This window comes from Streptomyces sp. NPDC005784 (genome assembly GCF_042871525.1).
GTDB lineage: Bacteria > Actinomycetota > Actinomycetes > Streptomycetales > Streptomycetaceae > Streptomyces.
Genome location: NZ_JBIAIQ010000006.1, coordinates 175,041 through 199,137 on the forward strand (window position 1 = coordinate 175,041; position 24,097 = coordinate 199,137).

Sequence of the window (24,097 nt, forward strand, 5' to 3'; positions counted from 1 at the left end):
GCTGCGGCACTTGGGGGTGTCGCGGGCCGCGCCCCCTCGGAGGAGCTAGCACGATGCGACGTACCGCACGTCTGCTGACCGGTACCGCGCTCGCCGTCGCCGCCGCGGGTCTGGCTGCCGCGCCCGTGTACGGCGGAGACACCGGAAGTCTGGAGGTGTTCCCCTCGACCGTCGTCCCGGGCGCCGACGTCACCGTCAACACGGCCGCGTGCGGCTCGGACGGCACGGCGAACGGGGACGCCGACGCGGTGGGCGGCGGTACCTTCACGCTCGCCGCCAGCGCCCACGAGCAGGACGCGATCGGTCAGTTCCGGGTGCCGCCGAGCGCGCAGCCGGGAACGTACGAGATCGTCGCGACGTGCTCCCACGGCCGGCGGGTCACCGGCGACCTGCTGGTGACCCTGGCCTCCACGCGCGAGCAGATCCAGCCGCGCGGGCATGTGAACACGGGTGTCGGCGGCGCGCTGGGCCCCGACCCCGTACAGACCGCGGCGGGAGTGGCGGCGCTGGCCGTCGCCGCCGCGGGCGGTACCTGGCTCCTGCATCGCCGGGCGAGAGGCGACGGGATCTGACGGACACCCTCCGCTGTCCGTCCGCCGGTACCGCCGTCCCTCCCCCTCCGTGGCCCGACGCCCCTCGCGGCCCGGAGGGGGAAGGGACCGGCCCCATCAGCACACCCCCATCAGCACACCCCAGCCGTCGGGCGCCGGCCGGTCCCGCCCCCGGAAAGGAACCGTGAGGAGGCTCGCGTGCGCCGGGTCAGCAATGCCGCCATAGCGTCGGTCACCGTCGTCGCCCTCTGCTCCGGTGCCTGGCTGCTGCGCAGCGGCGCCGAGGCGCATCCGCCTCCCCAGCCGTCCGCGGCGCAGGCGGCGACGACCGGGGGCCAGGCGCGGTCCGTCGCCCCCGCGATGCCGCACTCCCCGCCGAGCCGGATCCGCATCCCCGCGATCGGCGTGAACGCCCCTCTGATGGGCCTCGGCCTCACCCCGCAGGGCAGCCTGAACGTGCCGCCCGCCGAGAAGAAGAACCTGGCCGGCTGGTACGAGGCGGGGACCAGCCCCGGTGAGCGCGGCACGGCCATCGTGGCCGGGCACGTCGACAACGCGGAGGGCCCCGCCGTCTTCTACGACCTCGGCTCCCTCCGCAAGGGCAGCACGGTCGAGGTGGACCGGCTCGACCGCAGAACGGCCGTCTTCACCGTCGACGCGGTCGAGGTGTACGACTCCCGCGCCTTCCCCGACGCGAAGGTGTACGGCGCCGCGCACCGGCCCGAGCTGCGCGTCATCACCTGCGGCGGCGGCTACTCGGAGACGACCGGCTACCAGGGGAACGTGGTCGTCTTCGCCCATCTCACGGGCAGCCGCTGAGGGTTCGGACGAGCCGCGGGCGGCCGTGGAGAGTTCGGGCCGGCAACGGGCAGTCGCTGAGGGTTCACATGCTGCTCAGGCAGCCGCTGAGGGTTCAAAGGAGCCGCGGGCAGCCGCTGAGGTTCACACGAGTCACGGGCAGTCGCCGAGATTCACCTGCGTCTCAGGCAGCCGCTGAGGTTCAGGCGAGCCACTGCTGGTACGCCAGGTTCGCCACCAGCGCGAACACCACCGTCAGCAGCACCGCCCGGACGAACCCGCTGCCCTGCTTGAGCGCGGTCCGCGCGCCCACCATGCCGCCCGCCAGATTGAACACGGCCATCAGGGCGGCGAGTTCCCAGAACACCGTGCCCTTCCAGGCGAAGGTCGCGAGGGCGCCCGCGTTGGTGCAGCAGTTGACGATCTTGGCGGTGGCGGAGGCGGTCACCAGGTCGAGGTGGAGCAGCGCGGTGAGGGCGAGCACGAGGAACGTGCCCGTGCCGGGGCCGATGAGCCCGTCGTAGAAGCCGATGCCGAGGCCCGCCAGCCCGATCGCGGCGAGGACGCGGCGCGGGGAGACCGGGGTGGTCGGCGGCGCCGTACCGAAGGCGGGCCGCAGGATCACGAAGGTGCCGACGCCGAGCAGGACGACCATGACGACCGGCTTGAGGACCTCGGTGCTGAGCCCGGCCGCGACGAACGCGCCGGCTGTCGAACCGGCGAGGGCGGCGAGCCCGATCCGTACGGCGAGGCGCACGTCGACGGGTGTCTTGCGCGCGTACGTCACCGCGGCCCCCGTCGTGCCGACGATCGCGACCGCCTTGTTCGTGCCGAGCGCGTACGCCGCCGGGGTGCCGGCGGGCAGCCCGAGCAGCATGGCGGGCAGCAGAAGCAGCCCTCCGCCGCCGACCACGGCGTCGATCCAGCCGGCCGCCAGGGCGGCGGCGCACAGCACAAGGATCATGGTCAGCGATATGTCGGGCATGATCGCGACCCTAAGGGACGGGATAGATGCGTCGTGCACGGGGCCGGGAAGCTTGAGCGACTCCTGAGGTTCACCTCGACGGTGTTCCCGGGGACGGCCCCGGTCCCCTTCGGCTCAGTTCACCGAGTCCAGGTAGCGCAGGACCGCGAGGACGCGCCGGTGGCCGGTGTCCGACGGGGGCAGGTCGAGCTTCAGGAAGATGTTGGCGATGTGTTTCTCGACGGCGCGTTCGGAGACGGTGAGGGCGGCGGCGATCGCGTGGTTGGTGCGGCCCTCGGCCATCAGGGCGAGAACCTCGCGCTCGCGGGGGGTGAGGACGTCGAGGGCGCGGACCCGGCGGCTCGCGCCGAACAACTGGGAGACGACCTCGGGGTCCAGGGCCGTACCGCCCGAGGCGACCCGTTCCATGGCGTCCACGAACTCGCCGATGTCGACGACGCGTTCCTTGAGGAGATAGCCGAACCCCGCCGGATTGCCGAGCAGTTGGGTGGCGTACTTCGTCTCCACATACTGCGAGAAGACCAGCACCCCGGTGCCGGGGTGGTCCTCGCGCAGCCGCACGGCCGCCCGGATGCCCTCGTCGGTCTGGGTCGGCGGCAGTCGGATGTCGACGACGGCGACGTCCGGCCGGTGCTCGGCGACACCGGCCAGCAGGGCGTCCGCGTCGCCCACGGCCGCGACCACCTCCACACCGCGCAGTTGGAGCAGTTGGGCCAGCCCGTCACGCAGCAGGGCCGAGTCCTCGGCGATGACGACGCGCATGGGGCTCCTGTTCACCAGGGTCAGCAGGGCAGTTCGACGGTGACCACGGTAGGCCCTCCGGGCGGGCTGTCGCAGGCCAGCGTGCCGTCGACGGTCCGCGCGCGGGCCAGCAGTCCGGTCAGGCCCGAGCCCGCGCCGATCACCGCTCCCCCGCGGCCGTCGTCACGGACGCTCAGCCGCAGCAATCCGCCCCGGGCGGTCACCGTGACGGTGGCCCGCGTGGCCCCGCTGTGCTTGGTGGCGTTGGCGAGGAGTTCGGCGGCGCAGAAGTAGGCGATCGACTCGACCGCCGGGATCGGCCGCTCCCCGATGTCGGCGCTCACCTCGACGGACAGCGCGCTGTCGGCGGCGAGGGTGGCCAGCGCCGTGTCCAGGCCCTGGTCCAGTACGGGCGGATGGATGCCCTTGACGAGGTGACGCAGGTCGGCGATGGCCTGCCGGGCGTTGCCCTGCGCGGTGTCGACGACGGCGAGCAGCCGGTCCGCGGGGGCCCCGGCGCCGATCAGCTCCCTGATCATCGTGAGGTGCATCGCGAGACCGACGAGCCGGGCCTGGGTGCCGTCGTGCAAGTCGCGTTCGATGCGGCGCAGGGTCGCCGCCGCGTCGTCCACGGCCTGGGCGCGGGTCTCCTCCAGGGTGCGGATACGGCGGTCGGCGGGGTCCGGGCCGAGCAGCGTGGCGATCCAGGACCGGTGCGGGGCGAGCACCTGGCGCAGCAGCCAGGCGGCGGTCGCGAGAAGCAGCAGTCCGAGGGCCACCGGGATCAGCCAGCGTGGCCAGGAGTCGACCTGGAATCCGAAGAACTCCAGCGACACCCGGCGCTCCGTGCCGTCACTGGCCCGTCGGGTCTCGTAGTTCCAGTGCTCGAGGACGGGATGGAGGGTGAGCAGGACGCCCCAGACGTAGCCGACGAGGACGCCGACGTAGCCGAAGACCGCGGTGAAGGGCGTCGCCAGCGCGCAGGCGACGGCGCGCCAGCCGCTCCGGTCGGCGAGCAGCGCCCGTCGCCAGCCCAGCGGCCCGGTACCCGGGCGGCGCTCCGGTTCCTCGATGTCCATCCCCAACAGGCCGCGTGCCAGAGCACGTTGGAGCCCGCCGAGGGCGAGTGCCCCGCGTACGGTGACGGCGATCAGCCACAGTCCGAGGGTGGTCACGGACAGCGCGCCGCCGACCAGCAGACCCACGAGCGTGAGGACGAACCCGACGAGGGCGAGCGGGAAGGCGATCAGCGCGTAGAGGAGGGCCGCGAGGGCCCGCCGCCCGAAGGGGAAGCCCAGCGTGGCGCGGAGGCGGTTCATGGTCCCCAACCTAGGAGAGGAGGGCCGCCGCGAGGCGGAGTTGGACGGCGGCCATGGCCCGGCCGAGCCACGGCATGATCAGCAGGAAGCCGACGCCCCCGACGAGAGCGTGGAAGGCCCAGGCACCGGCGAAGGTGGGCCCGCCCCAGGAGTCCGCGTAGTCGGAGCCCGCGCGCAGGGGCCAGCCGAAGTTCATCGGCACGATGGACCAGCCGTAGCCGGTCACGGCGAGGACGAGGAGGTTGAGGGGCGCCGCGAGGAGCGCGTGGCCGAGCCCCTTCACGGGCCCCGGCGACTCGGCGCTCCCGGGAAGGCCGAGGAAGCGGTGGGCGAGAGCCCGCTGCCACCGTCCGGTCGGAGCTCCCAGCAGGGACAACGGGACGCAGGCCACCCCCACCGGCAGGGCCACCAGCGCGTACGCGACCCGCCGCCAGGTGTCCGCCCCGAACGGCTCCTGGACGAACCGCCAGACGCGTACGGCGGTCTCGTCGCGGGCGGGAGCCTGCCGGTGCCGGATGTCATGGGCCGGCGGCGGTCGGTGTGCGCGGGTGGTGGCCATGGTGGGTCCCCTGGCTGATCGTGGGCGGGCGGGTCCGGCCCCTCGTGGGCGGGCGGGTCCGGCCCCTCGTGGGCGGGCGGGTCCGGCCCCTCGTGGGCGGGCGGGTCCGGCCCCTCGTGGGCGGGTGGAGTTCGGCCCTCCACGAATGAGGTCCGGCCCGTCACGAATGAGGTTCGGTACTTCACCGGCAAGGTCCGGTACTTCACCGGCGAGGTCCGGTCCTTCACCGGCGAGGTCCGGTGCTTCAAAGGATTCCGCCCGAGGGCGCCCCGATCGATCGTGCCCGCACGTGAACCGGCGGTACGGCTGACCCCACCCCCACCCCCTCCCCCGCTCCCTGGAGCCCTCACACCGCGGCCCGGTCCCCGCTGAGGGCAGCGTTCCTCCCGGGAAACAGGCGTGATGCCACCGGGTAACACCGGCACCGCACGGTGTGGTCATGACCTCGCATACGACGATGACGGCGGCGACGGCTGCGACTGCGACGACAGGGACGGCGACGGCCCCGGACGCCCCGGCCGGGAACGCGCACACGATCGTGCTCGTCGGCCACGGCATGGTCGGCCAGCGCTTCCTGGAGTCGCTCGCCGAACGCGGACTGACCGCCACCCACCGCGTGGTCGTGTTCTGCGAGGAGCCCCGCCCGGCCTACGACCGGGTCCGGCTCACCTCGTACTTCTCGGGCCGCACCCCCGACGAACTCTCGCTCACGGACGCGGAGTTCATCAAGGAGCACGGGATCGAGCTGCACCTCGGCGACCCGGCCGAGTCCGTCGACCGGGCCGCCCGCACCGTGACGGCGAGGTCCGGTCTGACGGTCGGCTACGACACCCTCGTGCTCGCCACCGGCTCCTACCCCTTCGTCCCGCCGGTCCCCGGCAAGGACGCCGAGGGCTGTTTCGTCTACCGCACGATCGAGGACCTGCTCGCCATCGAGGAGTACGCGAAGGCGCGGGCGACGACCGGAGCCGTCGTCGGCGGCGGTCTGCTCGGACTCGAGGCGGCCGGCGCGCTCAAGGGACTCGGACTGGCCACGCACATCGTGGAGTTCGCGCCGCGCCTGATGCCGGTGCAGGTGGACGACGGCGGCGGCGCCGCGCTGCTGCGCACCATCGAGGACATGGGCCTGAGTGTGCACACCGGCACGGGCACCCAGGAGATCGTGGCCGGCGACGACGGCGCCGTCACCGGGATGAAGCTGTCCGACGGGTCCGAACTTCCCACGGATCTGGTGGTGTTCTCGGCGGGGGTGCGTCCGCGCGACCAACTCGCCCGCGCCATGGGGCTCACGGTGGGCGAGCGCGGCGGCATCACGGTCGACGAGCAGTGCCGTACCTCCGACCCGGTCGTCTTCGCGATCGGCGAGTGCGCCCTCGCCGCGGACGGCCGGGTCTACGGACTCGTCGCGCCCGGCTACGAGATGGCCGCGACGGCCGCCGCCACGATCGCCGTCGACGAGGCGAGCTTCACCGGCGCCGACCTGTCGACCAAGCTGAAGCTCCTCGGCGTCGACGTCGCCTCGTTCGGCGACGCGCACGGAGCCACCGCCGACTGCCTCGACGTCGTCTACTCGGACGCGCGCTCGGGCATCTACAAGAAGCTGGTCATCGGCCGCGACGGACAGCTCCTCGGCGGCATCCTGGTCGGCGACGCGGACGCCTACGGCACCCTGCGCGCCTTCACCGGCTCGGTGCCGCCGATCGCCCCGGAGCAGCTGGTGCTGCCGGCGGGCGCGGGCGCCCCGGTGGCCCTCGGCCCCTCCGCGCTCCCCGACTCCGCGGTCATCTGCTCCTGCCACAACGTCACCAAGGGCACGATCCGCGGCGCGGTCACCGAGCACTCCTGCACGAACGTCCCCGAAGTCAAGAAGTGCACCAAGGCCGGTACGGGCTGCGGAAGTTGCGTCAAGGTCCTCGGCCAGCTCGTCAACGAGGAACTGGCGGCGAGCGGTGTCGAGGTCGACCACGGCCTGTGCGGCTGCTTCGGGCAGACCCGCGAGGAGCTGTACGAGATCGTCCTCGCCCTCAGGATCACCTCGTACCGGACGCTGCTCGACCGCTACGGCCGCGAGGACGCCCGGGGCGGTAACGGCTGCGAGGTCTGCAAGCCCGCCGTCGGCTCGATCATCGCCTCCCTCGCCCCGACGATCGGCGCCGACGGCTACGTCCTGGCGGGCGAACAGGCCGCGCTCCAGGACACCAACGACCACTTCCTCGCCAACCTCCAGAAGAACGGCTCCTATTCGATCGTGCCGCGCATCCCCGGCGGCGAGATCACTCCTGAGAAACTCATCGTGATCGGCGAGGTGGCGAGGGACTTCGGGCTCTACACGAAGATCACGGGCGGTCAGCGCATCGACCTGTTCGGTGCGCGGGTGGAGCAACTCCCGCTGATCTGGGCACGGCTGGTGGACGCGGGCTTCGAGTCCGGGCACGCGTACGGCAAGTCGCTGCGGACGGTGAAGTCCTGCGTCGGGCAGACCTGGTGCCGTTACGGCGTGCAGGACTCGGTCCGGATGGCGATCGACCTGGAGCTGCGCTACCGGGGTCTGCGCTCCCCGCACAAACTGAAGTCGGCGGTCTCCGGGTGTGCCCGCGAGTGCGCCGAGGCCCAGTCCAAGGACTTCGGCATCATCGCCACCTCCAACGGCTGGAACCTGTACGTCGGCGGCAACGGCGGCGCGACCCCGCGCCACGCGGACCTGCTGGCCCAGGACCTGTCGGACGCCGAACTGATCCGTCTGATCGACCGCTTCCTGATGTTCTACATCCGCACCGCGGACCGTCTGGAGCGCACCTCGACCTGGCTGGAGCGGATTCCCGGCGGCCTGGACCACGTCCGGGAGGTGGTGGTGGAGGACTCCCTCGGCATCTGCGAGGAGCTGGAGTCGCTGATGACCGCGCACGTCGCGAACTACCGGGACGAGTGGGCCGAGACCATCAACGACCCGGAGAAGCTGGGCCGGTTCGTGTCGTTCGTGAACGCCCCGGACACCCCGGACCCGGTCGTCGGCTTCGTCCCCGAGCGCGACCAGATCAAGCCCGACCTCCCGCTGCTGACCATCGGACACCGGCCCCTGCAAGCCCTGGAAGGAAGTGCCCAGCGATGACCCTGGCACCCGAGACGACCCGGACGACAACAGCCCTCACACTCCAACTCCTGCTGGAGGAAGACTGGTTCACGGTGTGCGAGCTGTCCCGGCTGACCCCGGGACGGGGCGTCGCCGCCCTCCTCCCGGACGGCCGCCAGGTCGCCCTGTTCACCGACCGCGCGGGACGGACGTACGCCATCGACAACCGTGACCCGTTCAGCGGGGCGGCGGTGCTCTCCCGCGGGCTGACCGGCACCCACGGGGGCCGCCCGTTCGTGGCCTCCCCGCTGCTCAAGCAGCGCTTCGACCTGGAGTCGGGCCGGTGCCTGGACGACGACGGCGTAGCGGTGGCGACGTACGAGGTACGGGCCGCCTGACCCGATCCGGACCGCCGGACCGGACCCTGCCGGTCAGCCCTTGAGCCCCTCGAAGGTGACGCCCGTCAGCTGCTCCGAGGCTGCCCACAGCCGTTCCGACTTGGTGTCGTCGCGGGTCCAGCGGGCCCGCCAGGATGTCGCGGGCGAACCGCGCCACATCGCGAAGGACGGGCCGACGAAGGTGTCGGGCCGCACGCCGGGGGCGGTGGCCGCGTACAGCGTCGGCAGGGCCCCGGCCTCGGCGCTCTGCGCGAAGACGCGGTTGCCGATCTCCATCAGCCGCACGGCGCCCGTGCGCCCCTCCAGCCGGGGCCCGGCGGTCTGCAGGTTGGTGGAGGCGTACCCGGGGTGCGCGGCGGCGGCGACGGCCTCGGACCCGACGCCGGACAGCCGACGCGCGAGCTCGTGCGTGAAGAGAAGGTTGGCAGTCTTGGACCGGCCGTAGGCGATCCACTTCCGATAGGACCCCTTCTCGCTGTTGAGGTCGTCGAGGTCGATGTCGGAGAGCGCGTGGACCATGCTCGACACGGTGACGATCCGCGCGCCGGGGGTCTCGGCGATCACCGGGAACAACAGCCCGGTGAGCGCGAAGTGCCCGAGGTGGTTGACGCCGAACTGGGTCTCGAAGCCGTCGGCGGTGCGGCCGAGGGGCAGGGCCATGACCCCGGCGTTGTTGAGGAGGAGATCGAGCCGGTCGTACCTCCGCTCGAAGACGCTCGCGAACTCTCTTACGGAGTCCAGTTCGCCCAGGTCCAGTCGTATGAACTCGACGTCCGCGCCCGGCACTTCGGCCACGAGCCGCTCCACGGCCTCGGCGCCCCGCGCCTCGCTGCGGCAGGCGAGCACGACCTTGGCCCCCTTGCGTGCCAGCTCGCGCGCGCTCACGTACCCGAGCCCACTGTTGGCCCCCGTGACGACAGCGGTGCGCCCGCTCTGATCGGGGACGTCCTGCGCGTTCCAGCCGGACATGGCGATTTCCTTCCAGGTGACTACGGGCGCCCCAGCGTAGGGGTCCTCCGCGCGGGCCGCGGTACCAAGCCCGAAGGGGCGGCACCCCTGCACAGGGTGTGCGGCTGACCTGATGAGCTGGGAAGTCAGCCCTTCGCTTGCACCTGAGGGCACCCTCAGGGCACAAAGCCGGTGATGAGCCGCATGATCTCCCGGTGCGGCACGGCGCGGCGTGCTGGCACCGGGAAGGGTGGTCGCCCCTGACCCGTCCAGGATTCCTGCGGGCCCAGAATCGGAATGAGTTCTTCCCCGCGGTGGAGGGTATCGACTTGTATAGCTCGGTGATTGGGGGCGGGGGAGTGGATGGCGCAGTCGTGACGGCCGCCGTAGCAGGGGGAGCGGGAGTCTTGGGAACCTTCATTGGCTTCGTCTCTACGAGACACGTTGAGGGGTTCAGGATCCGTGCAGCTCTGACAGAAAAGGCCCAGGAAAGAAAGCTTGCCGCTATAGAGCGATTCTTGATCGCCGTCCATCAATGGATGGACGGCTTACTGCACGCGGAGGAGTGCGGTTGGGACAACCGGCCGGAGGACTTCCATGTTCGCGTGTTGGCCCGCGATGAAGCATGCCGTCGATTTATGCTGCTCGCATCGGACGAAATGTATCAATGGATTATTGACGAATACTGCCCGCGTGAATATGAACTGAAGAGGGTGTATGTCGCCCAGGTGAGGGGAGGAATGGAAATATCCGAGGAGGCGCGCCGCATTAGACGCGAATTCTCCAGAATGCTTCGAGAAGATTTGATCCTGACCTTGCGCCCGGAAGTCGTATCGCTTCGCGACCCAGCAGGGCGTGTCGTAATTGGATCTCGGAGCCTTCAAGTGAGGGCGCCTGTGAGACTTTCTGATAACGGTCGAGTTTCTTAGTGAGGGTTTGATTCTTGGTTGTCCGTTTCATTTGGCTTAGCTGTTCCGCCAGTTGGGGGTGGACTCGTGGGTGAGGCGGCGTGTCATGAGGTTGATGGCGGCCCGTTGGATCATGGCGGCTGAGCGGTGGGGGTGGGTTTCGTAGTCGCGGGCCAGGCGGCGGTGGTGCATGAGCCTTGGTGACGGTGGGGTGGCGCTCGGCGACCTGGGTGAGGAGTTGGGTGCCGGCGGCGGAGTCGTGGACGCTGGCGGCGGTGACGGTGACGGCGGCTGGGAAACCCTCTCGGTGACCCCCATCCGGACACTCTCACCACCCGGCACGACCTCTCCAACCTTCGACAACCTCGCGCGATCGACTGAAGGATCAGGCCAGCTATCCGATCGACACTTGGACGCTACGAGGGGGACGGTGCCCCGGCGAGCCGGAGAGGTGCTCCTGAATTCCCCCAGATGTCCCCCAACAGTGTCCGGCGCAGGAAGAATCGCAGGTGGTGAAGGGCGGAAGGAGCCCGCTGTAAATCTGTCGCGGTCTGCGCGTTCGGGCCGTCTCCGGGCCGTCCGAGGGTGGCCTGCGACGACCAACAAACGACTGCGGCGGTTCGGCAAGGTGCCGAACCGCCGCAGTGTGTCCGCCCAGCTAGACCCACGTATCCAGCCACATCCGCGATCTCCACTGGTCGATGGGGATCGCCTGGCCCGTGTACAGGGGCCACAAGTAGATGAAGTCTGTGAGATTCGGCCCGACGGGGCCCCGATCAGTGTGTTTGACTCTGGCGTCTCAGGCCGCTTGGGCCGTGGTCTTGATTCAGTGAGCGGCTGCGAGGATTCGGCGCGCAGCCAGTGCCAAGGCCTCTCGCGCTAGTCTGGCGGAGTCACCCGCGGCACGGAATCTGTCGTGGTGGTCACTGAGTTCACTTGGATCATTGGTCGCCAGCACATTAGGCCAGCGGTGTGCTGTGTATTCAAACTGCTCTGCTGCTTCTCTGAGCTGTCCCATGGGATACCAGTTCGTCCGGTCCCCAAAGTTGCATGCGCCCGCCGATGATAATCAACTTCCTCAGTTCGGCTCTGGCGCTGTCAAGGTCACTCTCAGATGGCGGGTCACCTTCGTTGACCTTGTCCATGATGTTGTTGACGGCGATTGCGAAAGATCCGTACGCGTCGACGAGATCAGAGCAGGCTTGCTTGCGCTGTTCTCGCACCCAATGGCGGTGCTCAGACGATGACTGATGCTCTACTTGGATGCGTGCCGCTTCCATCGTCTTCTCGGCACCTACGCGGGCACCGTAAGCAGTCGCCAAACCTCCGACTCCAGCACCAACAAGGCCAGCAACAGCAGCGAATGCCGTAGCAATCCCATGATCGATATGGTCATTCTTTCCATATGCCGCGGATCCCGTCACTGAAACAACTGTCGATGGCGCGTCGGGTGCGCCCTCGCTGCTCGGCATGAGAACTCCGGCAGTGCCCGAGTGCGCTCGGTGGACGAGGCGTGGACGGCTGGAGGATGGTTCGATGCAGCCACCCATAACTGTGCAGGTCAGCGGCACTCTCAAAGTGTGTCCTTGAGGGGACTGCAAATCTGCCGACTGGGTAGAACGGTCGACTGGAGTTGCTGACGGCTTGGGCTCGGGCCGGACCGTCTGTGGGCCGTCGAAGGGTGGCCCGCAGTGACCGACAACGACCGTGGACGGCCGCTCGATCACAGGTCACCGGCGCCGTGGTGTGGATCGTTCGAGGGCCGTCCGGTGCCGCACAAGTTCCTGCGCAAGCAAGAAGGCGGAATGGGAGGAGTACCGCAGCGAGGTCACCGCGTTCGAACTGCGGAAGAACCTGCCGGTGCTGTAAGAGGCTTCCGGACGACGGACGGGGTCCGCGCTTGTCGAGCGTGGGCCCCGTCCGTCGTCCGTCCGTCGTCATGTGGCGCGTCTGTTGTGATGAACATGCCCGCCAAAGTGTGTGATCTTGTGAAATGCCGCATATGGATTCACCTGACTGTTGTCCCCAGCAGAAAGTGGTCCTCATGCCCCAGCAGCAGCATGTCCTCCTCGAGGGAAGCAGGCGGCCCCACCCCACGAGGTCCGCGCAGATGGCGAAGGCCGTCGATCCGGAAGAGGAGATCGCGGTCACCATTTCCCTGCGCGACGCGGGGAAAAACGAAAATCCGGAGCGGCGCCGCGCGGACGCCGAGAAGGTGAAGGAATCCCTCGGGCGATACGGCCTCAGGGTGACGGACGAGCGCCTCGAGGTCGGCAGCATCGAGATGAAGGGGAAGGTGAAGGACCTCAACAAGGCCTTTCAGACCGAACTGAAGCTGTACCACGGAGAGCGGCAGGGCGAGTTCCGGGGACGGGAAGGCGAACTCGGGATCCCCGCCGACCTCGACGGCATCGTCGCCGGCGTCTTCGGGCTGGACAAGCGGCGGGTAGCCCGGCGCAGAGTTTTCCCCGGATCGGGCGATCACGGTTCATTCACCCCACGGGATCTGGAAGCGCAGTACCAGTTTCCGGAAGGCGCGGGTGAAGGTCAGAAGATCGTCGCCCTCGAATTCGGCGGATGCATCTTCGACGACGACATCGGCATCTTCTGCGAGAGCCACGGGCTGAACACTCCGAACGTGACGGTCGTGCCGGTGGGATACACCCCGCCACGCACCATCGAGCAGCTCAAGCAGCTTCCCGCACAGGATCGGCGCATGGCGTTCGAGATCGCCGGTGAAGTCATGATGGACGTGGAGATCCTCGTCGGGCTCTGCCCTGAGGCGGATATCTCGGTCTATTTCGCCGAGTGGGACCAGAAGGGCTGGATCGATCTGCTCGACCGGGTCATCCTCGACAAGCCCGTCTCGGTGTCGATCAGTTACGGACTGGCCGAGGACCACCCCGACTGGTCGGTGCTGGGGCTGACGGAGATCGACAAGCGCCTCGCCGGCGCGGCGGCCCTGGGCATCACCGTCTGCATCTCCTCCGGCGACGACGGCTCGGGCGATCAGACGGACGACGGCGACTGCCACGTGGACTTCCCGGCGTCCAGCCCCCATGTGCTCGGAGTGGGCGGCACCATGGTCGTCAAGCCGGGGGTGGAGCAGTCCTGGTGGGTCTCACCCGGTGACCGCAGAGGGGGCGGCGGAGCCACCGGTGGCGGGGTGAGCAACGTCTTCAAGCGGCCTGCCTGGCAGGCCGTCCAGGTCGATTCCCTCAACCCGGGCGGCATCAAGGGACGAGTGGTCCCGGACGTCGCGGCGTTGGCGGGGCCGCCGTACTACGACCTGACGTTCGCGGGCGAGTCCCAGCCCAACGGCGGTACCAGCGCTTCCGCGCCTCTCTGGGCCGCCCTCGTCGCCCGCGTCAACGCCCTGCTGCCCGTCGCCAAGCAGCAGCGGTTTCTGACGCCGTTGCTGTACGGGACCGGTACCAACGGCACACCGCTCGGCCGGCAGGTCTGCCGGGACATCGACACCGGTCACGCCAACGCTTCGTTCCCCTTCCCAGGCCGGGGCTACAAGGTCCGCAGCGGGTACGACGCGGCGACCGGCTTCGGTGTGCCCGTCGGCGTCGAACTGCTCAAGGCGCTGGAGACGCTCTGAATCCGTCCCCGCCGCGTGGACGGAGGCCGGGGAGACGGACGAGGCGCTGACGACTCGGCCGTCTCCGTCCCGGACGCCCCTGCAGCAGACCTGGCGCCGTCTTCTCGCCGAGCGAGAGAGGCCGTCTTTCCCCAGACGCCCCGACGGCCCCACATCTAAGCGAAAACGCAGGCTGTGAAGGGTGAACAAGGTCCGCTGCAGATCTGCCGAGCCCCATGAGCCGGGCCGTCTCTGGGCCGTCGAAGGGCGGCCCGGAGCGACCAGCAACGACCGATGACGGCCGTTCGACCAGAGGTCAGCGCTGCGTCAACGTCGATCGTATGAGGTCGGTCCGGGCCGACGTCACTTCCTGCGCAACAAGCCGGATTCGAATCCTGGCGCCACCACTTGGACCCTTTGCCGTGCGGTCTGACGATCGGAGCGTTGCCTCACGCTGCCACGTGCTGAGGCACCCCATCTCGACGTCTACGGATGGACTGTGGACGGAACCTCGTCGCACCCCCAGGGCACAACGAGGGCACAACGCCTCCCCGCGAGCTCAACCGCAACCAACGCCTGCAAGCGCCAACTGGCCTGGTCAGCGACGTGCCTTGACGGACTCCGCAGACCATGCCCGAAGGGGCGGCACCCCCGCACAGGGTGCCGCCCCTTCGTTCTGGATTCCGGGGCCCGTGGCCGGTCGGTGAGGGTGGGGTGACCGGTGTGGGCTCCGGGGTCTCTAGCGGTGGTCGCTGCCCTTCGAGGTGGAGGCCGCGCGGCCCGCTTCCAGGCGGGCGACGGGGATCCGGAAGGGGGAGCAGGAGACGTAGTCGAGTCCCACCTCGTGGAAGAAGTGGACCGACTCGGGGTCGCCACCGTGCTCGCCGCAGACGCCGAGCTTCAGGTCGGGGCGCGTCTCGCGGCCCGCCTGCACCGCGGACTTCACCAGGGAGCCGACGCCGTCCCTGTCGATCGTCTCGAACGGGCTGACGCCGAAGATGCCCTTCTCCAGGTACGCCGTGAAGAAGGAGGCCTCCACGTCGTCGCGGCTGAAGCCCCACACCGTCTGGGTGAGGTCGTTGGTGCCGAAGGAGAAGAACTCCGCCGCCTCGGCGATCTGGCCGGCCGTCAGCGCGGCCCGCGGCAGCTCGATCATCGTGCCGATCGCCAGCTTCAGGTGCACGCCGGTGGCCGCCTCGACCTCGGCGATGACCTGGTCGGCTTCCTCGCGGACGATCTCCAGCTCCTGGACGGTGCCGACGAGCGGGATCATGATCTCCGCGCGCGGGTCGCCCTTGGCGTTCTTGCGCTCGGCGGCCGCCTCCGCGATGGCCCGTACCTGCATGGTGAACAGACCGGGGATGACCAGGCCGAGGCGCACACCGCGCAGGCCCAGCATCGGGTTCTGCTCGTGCAGCCGGTGCACGGCCTGCAGCAGACGCAGGTCGTTCTCGTTGGAGTCCTTGCGGGACTCGGCGAGCGCGACGCGCACCGACAGTTCGGTGATGTCCGGCAGGAACTCGTGCAGCGGCGGGTCCAGGAGGCGGACCGTGACCGGAAGACCGTCCATCGCCTCGAACAGTTCGACGAAGTCCTTCTTCTGGAGCGGCAGGAGCCCCTTCAGGGACTCCTCGCGCTCCGCGTCGGTGTCCGCGAGGATCAGCCGCTCGACGAGCTCGCGGCGGTCGCCGAGGAACATGTGCTCGGTGCGGCACAGTCCGATGCCCTGCGCTCCGAAGCGGCGGGCACGCAGCGCGTCCTCGGCGTTGTCGGCGTTGGCGCGCACCCGCAGTCGGCGGACCCGGTCCGCGTACGCCATGATCCGGTGCACCGCGGCGACCAGCTCGTCGGCGTCGTCGGCGCCCGCGTGCATCCGGCCCTCGAAGTACTCGACGACCGGGGAGGGGACCACCGGGACCTCACCGAGGTAGACCTTGCCGGTCGAGCCGTCGATGGAGATCACGTCGCCCTCCTCGACGACGCGCCCGCCGGGCACGGTCATCCGGCGCCGCTTGGTGTCGACCTCCAGCTCCTCGGCGCCGCAGACACAGGTCTTGCCCATGCCGCGCGCCACGACGGCCGCGTGGGAGGTCTTGCCGCCGCGCGAGGTCAGGATGCCCTCCGCCGCGATCATGCCGTCCAGGTCGTCGGGGTTCGTCTCGCGGCGGACCAGGATGACCTTCTCACCGGAGCGCGACCACTTCACGGCGGTGTACGAGTCGAAGACCGCCTTGCCCACGGCCGCGCCCGGCGACGCCGCGATGCCCCGGCCGACCTGCTCGACCTTCGCCTCGTCGTCGAAGCGCGGGAACATCAGCTGCGCGAGCTGGGCACCCGTCACCCGCTGGAGTGCCTCGGCCTCGTCGATGAGTCCCTGGTCCACCAGCTGCGTGGCGATGCGGAAAGCCGCGCCCGCCGTGCGCTTGCCGACGCGGGTCTGGAGCATCCACAGCTGGCCGCGCTCGATGGTGAACTCGATGTCGCAGAGATCCTTGTAGTGGTTCTCCAGGGTCTCCATGATCTGCATGAGCTGGTCGTACGACTTCTTGTCGATCGACTCCAGCTCGGCGAGCGGGACCGTGTTGCGGATACCGGCGACGACGTCCTCGCCCTGGGCGTTCTGGAGGTAGTCGCCGTACACGCCCTGGTGGCCGGAGGCGGGGTCGCGGGTGAAGGCGACGCCGGTGCCGGAGTCGGGGCCGAGGTTGCCGAAGACCATCGAACAGACGTTGACGGCCGTGCCGAGGTCGTGCGGGATGCGCTCCTGGCGGCGGTACAGCTTGGCGCGCTCGGTGTTCCAGGAGTCGAAGACCGCGTGGATGGCGAGGTCCATCTGCTCGCGCGGGTCCTGCGGGAAGTCCCGGCCGGCCTCGGTCTTGACGATCTTCTTGAACTTGGTGACGAGCTTCTTCAGGTCGGCCGCTTCGAGGTCCGTGTCGACGGTGACCTTCTTGAGGACCTTCGCCGCCTCCAGCGCCTCCTCGAAGAGGTCGCCGTCCACGCCGAGGACCGTCTTGCCGAACATCTGGATGAGACGGCGGTACGAGTCCCACGCGAAGCGGTCGTCGCCGGACTGCCGGGAGAGGCCCAGGACCGACTTGTCGGAGAGCCCGATGTTCAGGACGGTGTCCATCATGCCGGGCATGGAGAACTTCGCCCCGGAACGGACGGACACGAGCAGAGGATCGTCGGCCTGGCCGAGCTTCTTGCCCATCTTGGCCTCGAGGGCGTCGAGGTGCGCACTCACCTCGTCACGCAGTGCCGCCGGCTCCTCGCCACTGTCGAGGTAGGTCTTGCACGCCTCGGTGGTGATGGTGAAGCCGGGCGGGACGGGAAGTCCCAGGTTGGTCATTTCGGCAAGGTTGGCGCCCTTGCCCCCGAGGAGGTCCTTCAGGTCCCTGTTGCCCTCGGTGAAGTCATAAACGAACTTCGCTCCGCCGACGCCGCTTTCGCCGCTTTCAGCTACGTGGGGATCTTTGTTTTCCGACACGAGTCTCGACTCCTCGACGTCGCGGTGGCTGCCCTGACGACGGGGAACATACCCAGATCGAAGGCGTCTGGGTACGTCCACATGCGCGTCATGCGCCTGTAACCAGTCGTCCGCCACCAGATCAAAAGTCAAGGCTTGGCAAGCCATCGGGCGGCGATGTTTTCACTTCTTGAACGAATCAACGCTCGTAGATCACTCTGAACGCTCAGGTGAGCGAGCTTCGACACGTCTGAGTTTAATCGATGAACGATCAGAGGGTGGCACTGAGTGCCACCCCTTAGGGAAGTGCAGTCGCTCAAGATCCGCTCATCTGAGCGTGACCCCTATCAAGGGTGGCGAGAATCACGCCACCAGGAGAAGTCAGATTTCATCATGCGGACCACGATCCGGACACGACACACGGATGTCACGCGCGGACACCCCGCACGGGTGACCCCGGGTCGGCGGACGCCCGTCACACGCCGAGGGCCGCCAGCCGCTCCTCGGCCCGCTCCGGTGCGTACAGGTACTCCACGACCATCGCCCCCGCGCCCACGAGCCCGGCCCGCTCGCCGAGCCGGGAGGTCACCACGTCCAGATGAGCGGTGGAGCGGGGCAGCGCCCGCTGGTAGAGAAGCTCCCGGACACCCGTGAGGAAGGGGGTTCCGGCCAGATCCCCGGCGATCATCAGCACGCCCGGGTTGAGCAGTGTCACCACGGTGGCCAGCACGTCCCCGACCTGCCGGCCCGCCTCCCGGGCGAGCGCCATCGCCTCGGGGTGCCCGGCGGCCAGCAGCTCCCGCACATCCGAGCCGGACGCGGCCGGGACCCCGGACTCCGCGAGCCGGCGCGCCACCGCGCCGCCACTGGCGACAGCGGCCAGACAGCCGTACGAGCCGCACCGGCACAGCGCGTCGGTGCCCACCCGGATGTGCCCGATGTCGCCGGCGCCGCCGTCGATGCCCCGGTAGACGGTGCCGCCGACGACCATGCCCGCGCCGATACCGGTGGAGACCTTGACCAGCGCGAACGCCGAGCAGTCCGGATAGCCGACGCGCTGCTCCCCGTACGCCATGAGGTTGGCGTCGTTGTCGACGAGCACGGGGACGCGCGCGGCGCCGGTGCCCGCGTGTTCGGCGAAGGCGCGGCCCAGCCGGCCCCTTATGTCGTAGCCGTCCCAGCCCGGCATGATCGGCGGCTGCACCACGCGGCCCGTGTCGCTGTCGACCGGGCCCGGCACCGCGAGCCCGATGCCGCAGACGGCGTCGGCGCGCTGTCCGGACTTCTCCAGCAGTTCGGCGAACCAGCGTCCGAGCTCGCCGAGCACCGCCTCGGGGCCGTCGTCGACCACCAGGGGGCCCGCGTGCTCGGCGAGGATCTCCCCCGTCAGGGTGAGGACGGCGGCCCTGCCGTGCCGGGTGTCGAGGTCGGCGGCGAGGACGACGGCGTGCTCGTCGTCGAACTCCAGGGTGATGGAGGGGCGGCCGCCGAGCGGGGAGTCGACGGGCCCGCCGGCCCCCTCGCGGAGCCAGCCCGCCCGGAACAGCCGGTCGAGGCGCTGGCCGACCGTGGCCCGCGACAGACCGGTGGCCCGCTGGAGTGCCCCGCGTGTGGTCGCCCGGCCGCTGCGCACCAGTTCGAGCAGTTCTCCGGAGCTTGCCTGGTTCCCGGTCTTCACGGTCCTCCCCGCCTTTCTGTCATGCGCACCCTCTTGCGTTCCCCAACTCTGCATTACATATTGAGTTTTGCGTGTTAAATAGACGTAACCCTACGGCAGCTACTGCCGAACTGGTCGGTCGGACGTCTTCGGGGAGACCTGAGTGGACAGCACAACCCAGCTCACCGCACTGCGCAGGGGGCCCATCACCCCCGTGCGCACCTCCGGCACACCGGCGCACGCCTCCGACCCGCCCTCTCCCCCGGGTCCCGTCGAGATCGTCCGTGGCGGATCACCTGTATACGATCCCGCGGGGCCGTCGGGGTCCCTGCACCTCAGGGCGTCCCGGGTGCTGAACGGCAACTGGACGGGAACGTCCACGGTGCCCTCGCGCGGTCTGTACCCGCACCAGTGGTCCTGGGACTCCGCGTTCATCGCGATCGGCCTGCGCCATCTGTCCCCGCTGCGGGCGCAGACGGAGCTGGAGACCCTGCTCGGCGCGCAGTGGGCCGACGGGCGTGTCCCGCACATCGTGTTCAACCCCTCCGTCCCGCTCGACGCCTACTTCCCGAGCCCCGACTTCTGGCGCTCCTCGACCGCCGGGCGCGCCGCGGGCGCCCCGCGCACCGTACAGACGTCGGGCATCGTGCAGCCACCGGTGCACGCGCTGGCGGTGTGGCTGGTGCACCGGGCGGACCCGGGGCTGTCCCGGTCCCGCTCGTTCCTCTCCCGGATGTATCCCCGCCTGGCGGCCTGGCACCGCTATCTCCTGCACCGCCGGGACCTGGGCGGCGGGGGCCTCGCCAGCGTGGTCCACCCCTGGGAGCAGGGCATGGACAACAGCCCCTGCTGGGACGCCCCGCTCAGCCGTGTCACCCCGGCGCCCGCCCGTTCCTTCCGGCGCGCCGACCTCGACCACGGCGCCCCCGAGGACCGGCCGACGGACCTCGACTACGGGCGGTACGTACGGCTGGCCGCGGACTACCGGGACCGGGGGTACGCCGACGGCGGCGGCGAGTTCGCCGTCGAGGACCCGGCGTTCAACGCCCTGCTGATCGCCTCGGAACACGCGCTGGCCCGGATCGCGCGGGAGCTGGGCGCGACCGGGACCGCCCGCCACGCGCGCGCCGAGCGGCTGACGGCGGCGCTGGTGGAGCGGCTGTGGGATCCGGCGGAGGGCATGTTCTTCTGCCGCGACGAGCGGAGCGACGGGGGCCGCGGGCGGCCGAGGGACGAGAAGAGCGGGCGGAGCGACGGGGGCCGCGGGCGGCCGAGGGACGAGAAGAGCGGGCGGAACGACGGGGGCGGCGGGCGGCACGACGGGAGCGGGCGCGGTGCGCTGATTCCCGAGCGCAGTGTCGCCGGGCTGCTCCCCCTCATCCTCCCCGCGCTGCCGCGCGACATCGCCGCCACGCTCGTACGGACCGCGGGCGGGCCGCATTTCGGGCTGGGCGGGGTGACGCGGCTGGCGCCCAGCTACGACCTGACCGGTGAGGCGTTCGATCCGCACCGCTACTGGCGGGGGCCGGCCTGGTTCAACACCAACTGGCTGCTGGAGCGCGGGCTGCGGCTGCAGGGGGAGCACGGACGGGCGGACGCGCTGCGGGCCGCCCTGCTGGACACCGCCGGGGAGTCCGGGTTCGCGGAGTACGTGGACCCGTTCACCGGCGAGGCCTGCGGAGCGCTCGGTTTCAGCTGGACGGCGGCACTGACGCTCGACCTGCTGCACGAGCCCTCCGGGGCGGCACCGATCGTGTCCCCGAAGGGGCGCGACGCGTTGATCGACACGGCACACAGCACTGCGGGACAGCGCGTATTCGAGTTCGAGACGGGCGCCAAGGGAGGGGACCGGGGATGACGGACCGGCATCATCTGCTCGTGCACGGTGGAACGTTCGCCGCCGTGGGCGACGGCGGGGACATCAGCGGAGTGCGGGGCGGCAGCTCTCCGGACGGATTATTCGTACGGGACGCCCGGCACCTCAGCCGCTGGCAGCTCACGGTGGACGGCGCGGTGCCCGAGGCACTCACGCCGGTCGCGGACGGTGACACGGCACGCTGTGTGCTGGTCCCGCGAGGCGGCCGCAACGAGCCGCCCGCGTACACGCTCTTCCGTGAACAGGCCGTCGCCGAGGGCTCGTTCGTGGAGGCGCTGCGCGTCACCAGCAACCGTCCGACGGCCACCACGGTCCGGATCGCGGTCACCGCGGACGCCGACTTCACCGACCAGTTCGAACTGCGCTCCGACTACCGCACGTACGCCAAGACGGGCGTCGTACGACAGCGCCAAGTCCTGGACGACGGCGTGGAGTTCAGCTACCGGCGCGGGGAGTGGCAGTCACGCACGACGGTCACCTCCGAGCCCGCGCCGGACGGGGTGGAGGAGACGGGCACGGGCGCGCGTCGCCTCGTATGGACCCTCGACCTCGAACCGCACGGCTCGGCGGAGCTGGCGCTGCGGGTCGCGGCGCGTCCGCACGGCGCCGCGCACGAACCGCATGTTCCCGCCTCACCGGCCGCGGCCAATGAGCGACTCCTCGCCCTGGAGGGCGAGTTCGCGCAAGGAGTGCCCTTCCCCACCGGCTGGCCCGAGCTGGCCGCGGCCTGCGCGCGTGGCCTGTCCGATCTGGCCGTCCTCCAGGTGCCCGCGACGGGCCTGGACGGCGAGGAGCTGCGGGTGCCCGCGGCCGGAGTCCCCTGGTTCCTCACCCTGCTGGGCCGCGACGCGCTGCTCACCTCGCTCTTCGCGCTGCCCTACCGGCCCCAGCTGGCCGCCGCCACCCTGCCCGCGCTGGCCGCCACCCAGGCGGTCGAGGTGGGGCTGGGCGCCGTCGCCCAGCCCGGCAAGATCGTGCACGAGGTGCGGCACGGCGAACTGGCGCACTTCGGGCAGGTGCCGTACGGGCGTTACTACGGCTCGGTGGACGCGACGCCGCTGTTCCTGGTGCTGCTCGGCGCCTACACGGAACAGACCGGCGACGTGGCCCTGGCCCGGCGGCTGGAGCCCAACGCCCGTGCGGCGATCGGCTGGATGCTGGACCACGGCGGTCTGACCTCGCGCGGCTATCTCGTCTACCGCGCGGACGGCGGCGGCCTCGCCAACCAGAACTGGAAGGACTCCCCGGGCGCCATCTGCTCGGCCGACGGCAGCCGCCCCAGCGGCCCGGTGATGGCGGCGGGCGCGCAGGGCTACGCCTACGACGCGCTGCGCCGCACCGCGCACCTGTCCCGCACGGTCTGGGACGACGAGGTCTACGCGGCGCTCCTCGAACAGGCCGCCGCCGACCTGCGCGACCGTTTCCAGCGGGACTTCTGGATGAGCGAACACGCCTTCCCCGCGCTGGCGTTGGACGGCGACGGCCGGCATGTCGACGCGCTCGCCTCGGACGCGGGGCATCTGCTGTGGTCCGGTCTGCTGGACAAGGAGTACGGCGAGCTGGTCGGCCGTCGGCTCCTGGAGCCGGACTTCTTCTCCGGCTGGGGTGTGCGCACGCTCGCCTCCGGCCAGTCGGCGTACCACCCCCTGTCGTACCACCGGGGTTCCGTCTGGCCCCACGACAACGCCCTGATCACCCTGGGGCTGGCGCGGTACGGCCTGCACGACGAGGCCCGTACGGTGGCCCACGCGCTCGTGGACGCCGCCACGGCCGCCGGCCACCGCCTCCCCGAGGTCCTCGCGGGATACGGCCGCGACACCCATGCCGAGCCGGTGCCCTACCCGCACGCCTGTGTACGGGAGTCCCGTTCGGCGGCGGCGCCGCTGGCGCTGCTCACCGCGGTGGGCGGCGCCTAGGGAGTTCGGGTGGCGCCGGGAGGTTCGGTGCGCGCGCGGGCGGCGCGCGCACCGGACGTCGGCGGATCAGCACCGATCATTCAGCCGATCGGTACCGGACGTCCGGCGGATCAGCCGCCCGAGGTGTCCAGCTCGGCGTCCTCGGACACGCCCGCGCAGTCGTAGGGGTCCTTCAGCCAGCCGTCCGGCAGGACGACCCTGTTGTTGCCGGAGGTGCGGCCGCGGGGTCCGTCGGCACCCGACGGCCACGGCTGGTCGAGGTCCAGCTCGGCCAGCCCGTCGGAGAGTTCGGCGAGCGACGAGGTGATGGCGAGACGCCCCCGCATCTCCGAGCCGACCGCGAAGCCCTTGAGGTACCAGGCGACGTGCTTGCGGAAGTCGATGACGCCCCGCGCCTCGTCGCCGATCCACTCGCCGAGCAGGGTGGCGTGGCGGACCATGACGGCCGCGACCTCGCGGAGCGTCGGGCGGGCGTACTCCTCGCGGCCCTCGAAGGCGGCCACCAGGTCGCCGAACAGCCACGGCCGGCCGAGACAGCCCCGGCCGACGACCACGCCGTCGCACCCGGTCTCGCGCACCATCCGCAGCGCGTCGTCCGCCGACCAGATGTCGCCGTTGCCGAGGACGGGGATCTCCGGCACGTGCTCCTTCAGCCGGGCGATGGCGTCCCAGTCGGCGGTGCCGCCGTAGTGCTGGGCCGCGGTGCGGCCGTGCAGCGCGATGGCCGTCACGCCCTCCTCGACCGCGATCCGTCCGGCGTCGAGGAAGGTGATGTGGTCGTCGTCGATGCCCTTGCGCATCTTCATGGTGACGGGCAGGTCCCCGGCGCCGCTGACGGCCTCGCGCAGGATCGCGCGCAGCAGGTGCCGCTTGTACGGGAGGGCGGAGCCGCCGCCCTTGCGGGTGACCTTGGGGACCGGGCAGCCGAAGTTGAGGTCGATGTGGTCGGCGAGGTCCTCTTCCGCGATCATGCGGACGGCCTTGCCGACGGTGGCGGGGTCGACGCCGTACAGCTGGATCGAGCGCGGCTTCTCGGTCGCGTCGAAGTGGACCAGCTGCATGGTCTTCTCGTTGCGCTCGACCAGCGCCCGCGTGGTGATCATCTCGCTGACGAACAGCCCCTTGCCGCCACTGAACTCCCTGCACAGCGTGCGGAACGGCGCGTTCGTGATCCCGGCCATGGGGGCCAGGACCACGGGCGGCTGCACCTGGTGGGGACCGATCGACAGCGTCGAGTTCACAGTGGGCGTGGGCGTGGGCATTCCCCCATTGTGGCGCACGGCGCCGAGTGCTCGCACGGAAGACCGTGTAGGAGT

Annotated in this window: 17 protein-coding genes and 2 pseudogenes; 9 read left to right on the top strand and 10 right to left on the bottom strand. The window is 70.3% G+C overall.

Annotated elements, in window-relative coordinates; genetic code table 11:
* Positions 1–53 precede the first annotated feature (53 nt).
* Entirely contained in the window at positions 54–572 is a 519-nt protein-coding gene (locus tag ACFYR3_RS13260) for a hypothetical protein (protein ID WP_355845490.1), read from the top strand.
* A 177-nt stretch (positions 573–749) separates the two neighbouring features.
* Complete coding sequence (locus ACFYR3_RS13265; protein WP_355845493.1) at positions 750–1,370, top strand: class F sortase; 621 nt, start codon at positions 750–752, stop codon at positions 1,368–1,370.
* Between the two features lie 181 nt (positions 1,371–1,551).
* On the opposite strand, the gene ACFYR3_RS13270 is transcribed toward ACFYR3_RS13265, so the two are convergent.
* The 4 genes from ACFYR3_RS13270 to ACFYR3_RS13285 all read right to left on the bottom strand — a co-directional run bounded on the left by ACFYR3_RS13270 (position 1,552) and on the right by ACFYR3_RS13285 (position 4,953).
* Positions 1,552–2,334: a TSUP family transporter gene (locus ACFYR3_RS13270; protein WP_355845496.1), complete on the bottom strand. Its 783-nt coding sequence runs from the start codon at positions 2,332–2,334 to the stop codon at positions 1,552–1,554.
* A gap of 114 nt (positions 2,335–2,448) precedes the next feature.
* Positions 2,449–3,096, bottom strand: coding sequence for a response regulator transcription factor (locus tag ACFYR3_RS13275; RefSeq protein WP_389282859.1), 648 nt, complete (start codon positions 3,094–3,096; stop codon positions 2,449–2,451).
* A gap of 20 nt (positions 3,097–3,116) precedes the next feature.
* Entirely contained in the window at positions 3,117–4,394 is a 1,278-nt protein-coding gene (locus ACFYR3_RS13280) for a sensor histidine kinase (RefSeq protein WP_389282861.1), read from the bottom strand.
* Between the two features lie 10 nt (positions 4,395–4,404).
* Entirely contained in the window at positions 4,405–4,953 is a 549-nt protein-coding gene (locus tag ACFYR3_RS13285) for a hypothetical protein (protein ID WP_355845505.1), read from the bottom strand.
* A gap of 556 nt (positions 4,954–5,509) precedes the next feature.
* On the opposite strand from ACFYR3_RS13285, the gene nirB reads away from it, so the two are divergent.
* Entirely contained in the window at positions 5,510–8,062 is a 2,553-nt protein-coding gene (nirB, locus tag ACFYR3_RS13290) for a nitrite reductase large subunit NirB (RefSeq protein ID WP_389283002.1), read from the top strand.
* Positions 8,059–8,421: a nitrite reductase small subunit NirD gene (gene nirD / locus ACFYR3_RS13295; RefSeq protein WP_355845508.1), complete on the top strand. Its 363-nt coding sequence runs from the start codon at positions 8,059–8,061 to the stop codon at positions 8,419–8,421. The genes nirB and nirD overlap by 4 nt, the downstream gene beginning before the upstream one ends.
* Before the next feature lie 33 nt (positions 8,422–8,454).
* Here nirD and ACFYR3_RS13300 read toward each other — a convergent pair whose 3' ends face one another.
* Entirely contained in the window at positions 8,455–9,390 is a 936-nt protein-coding gene (locus ACFYR3_RS13300; RefSeq protein ID WP_355845511.1) for an oxidoreductase, read from the bottom strand.
* A 386-nt stretch (positions 9,391–9,776) separates the two neighbouring features.
* Between ACFYR3_RS13300 and ACFYR3_RS13305 the strand changes: the two genes are divergently transcribed.
* The gene (locus ACFYR3_RS13305; RefSeq protein ID WP_356781253.1) at positions 9,777–10,298 is read left to right on the top strand and encodes a hypothetical protein; all 522 of its coding nucleotides are present in this window, start codon (positions 9,777–9,779) and stop codon (positions 10,296–10,298) included.
* Between the two features lie 36 nt (positions 10,299–10,334).
* Here ACFYR3_RS13305 and ACFYR3_RS13310 read toward each other — a convergent pair.
* A pseudogene (locus ACFYR3_RS13310) lies at positions 10,335–10,578 on the bottom strand (IS5/IS1182 family transposase); the annotation flags it as partial.
* Positions 10,579–11,260: 682 nt separating this feature from the next.
* Positions 11,261–11,749 (bottom strand): hypothetical protein, encoded by a 489-nt coding sequence (locus tag ACFYR3_RS13315; protein WP_389282864.1) that lies wholly within the window; start codon positions 11,747–11,749, stop codon positions 11,261–11,263.
* A gap of 319 nt (positions 11,750–12,068) precedes the next feature.
* Between ACFYR3_RS13315 and ACFYR3_RS13320 the strand changes: the two are divergent.
* Both ACFYR3_RS13320 and ACFYR3_RS13325 read left to right on the top strand, forming a co-directional pair.
* Positions 12,069–12,146, top strand: a pseudogene (locus tag ACFYR3_RS13320) (glutamine synthetase); the annotation flags it as partial.
* 175 nt (positions 12,147–12,321) lie between these two features.
* Positions 12,322–13,884 (top strand): S53 family peptidase, encoded by a 1,563-nt coding sequence (locus tag ACFYR3_RS13325; RefSeq protein WP_355845520.1) that lies wholly within the window; start codon positions 12,322–12,324, stop codon positions 13,882–13,884.
* 718 nt (positions 13,885–14,602) lie between these two features.
* Here the strand turns inward: ACFYR3_RS13325 and ppdK are convergent.
* Both ppdK and ACFYR3_RS13335 read right to left on the bottom strand, forming a co-directional pair.
* The gene (gene ppdK, locus ACFYR3_RS13330) at positions 14,603–17,353 is read right to left on the bottom strand and encodes a pyruvate, phosphate dikinase (protein ID WP_355845523.1); all 2,751 of its coding nucleotides are present in this window, start codon (positions 17,351–17,353) and stop codon (positions 14,603–14,605) included.
* 454 nt (positions 17,354–17,807) lie between these two features.
* Complete coding sequence (locus ACFYR3_RS13335; protein ID WP_355845526.1) at positions 17,808–19,064, bottom strand: ROK family protein; 1,257 nt, start codon at positions 19,062–19,064, stop codon at positions 17,808–17,810.
* Positions 19,065–19,266: 202 nt separating this feature from the next.
* On the opposite strand from ACFYR3_RS13335, the gene ACFYR3_RS13340 reads away from it, so the two are divergent.
* Both ACFYR3_RS13340 and ACFYR3_RS13345 read left to right on the top strand, forming a co-directional pair.
* A complete protein-coding gene (locus ACFYR3_RS13340) occupies positions 19,267–20,847 on the top strand; it encodes a hypothetical protein (protein WP_389283004.1) in 1,581 nt (526 codons plus the stop codon).
* Positions 20,844–22,781 carry a glycogen debranching N-terminal domain-containing protein gene (locus tag ACFYR3_RS13345; protein WP_355845528.1) on the top strand — a complete coding sequence of 646 codons (1,938 nt, stop codon included), beginning with the start codon at positions 20,844–20,846 and terminating at the stop codon, positions 22,779–22,781. Before ACFYR3_RS13340 ends, ACFYR3_RS13345 begins: the two co-directional genes overlap by 4 nt.
* 110 nt (positions 22,782–22,891) lie before the next feature.
* On the opposite strand, the gene dusB is transcribed toward ACFYR3_RS13345, so the two are convergent.
* A complete protein-coding gene (gene dusB, locus ACFYR3_RS13350; protein ID WP_355845531.1) occupies positions 22,892–24,043 on the bottom strand; it encodes a tRNA dihydrouridine synthase DusB in 1,152 nt (383 codons plus the stop codon).
* Between the last annotated feature and the right edge of the window lie 54 nt (positions 24,044–24,097).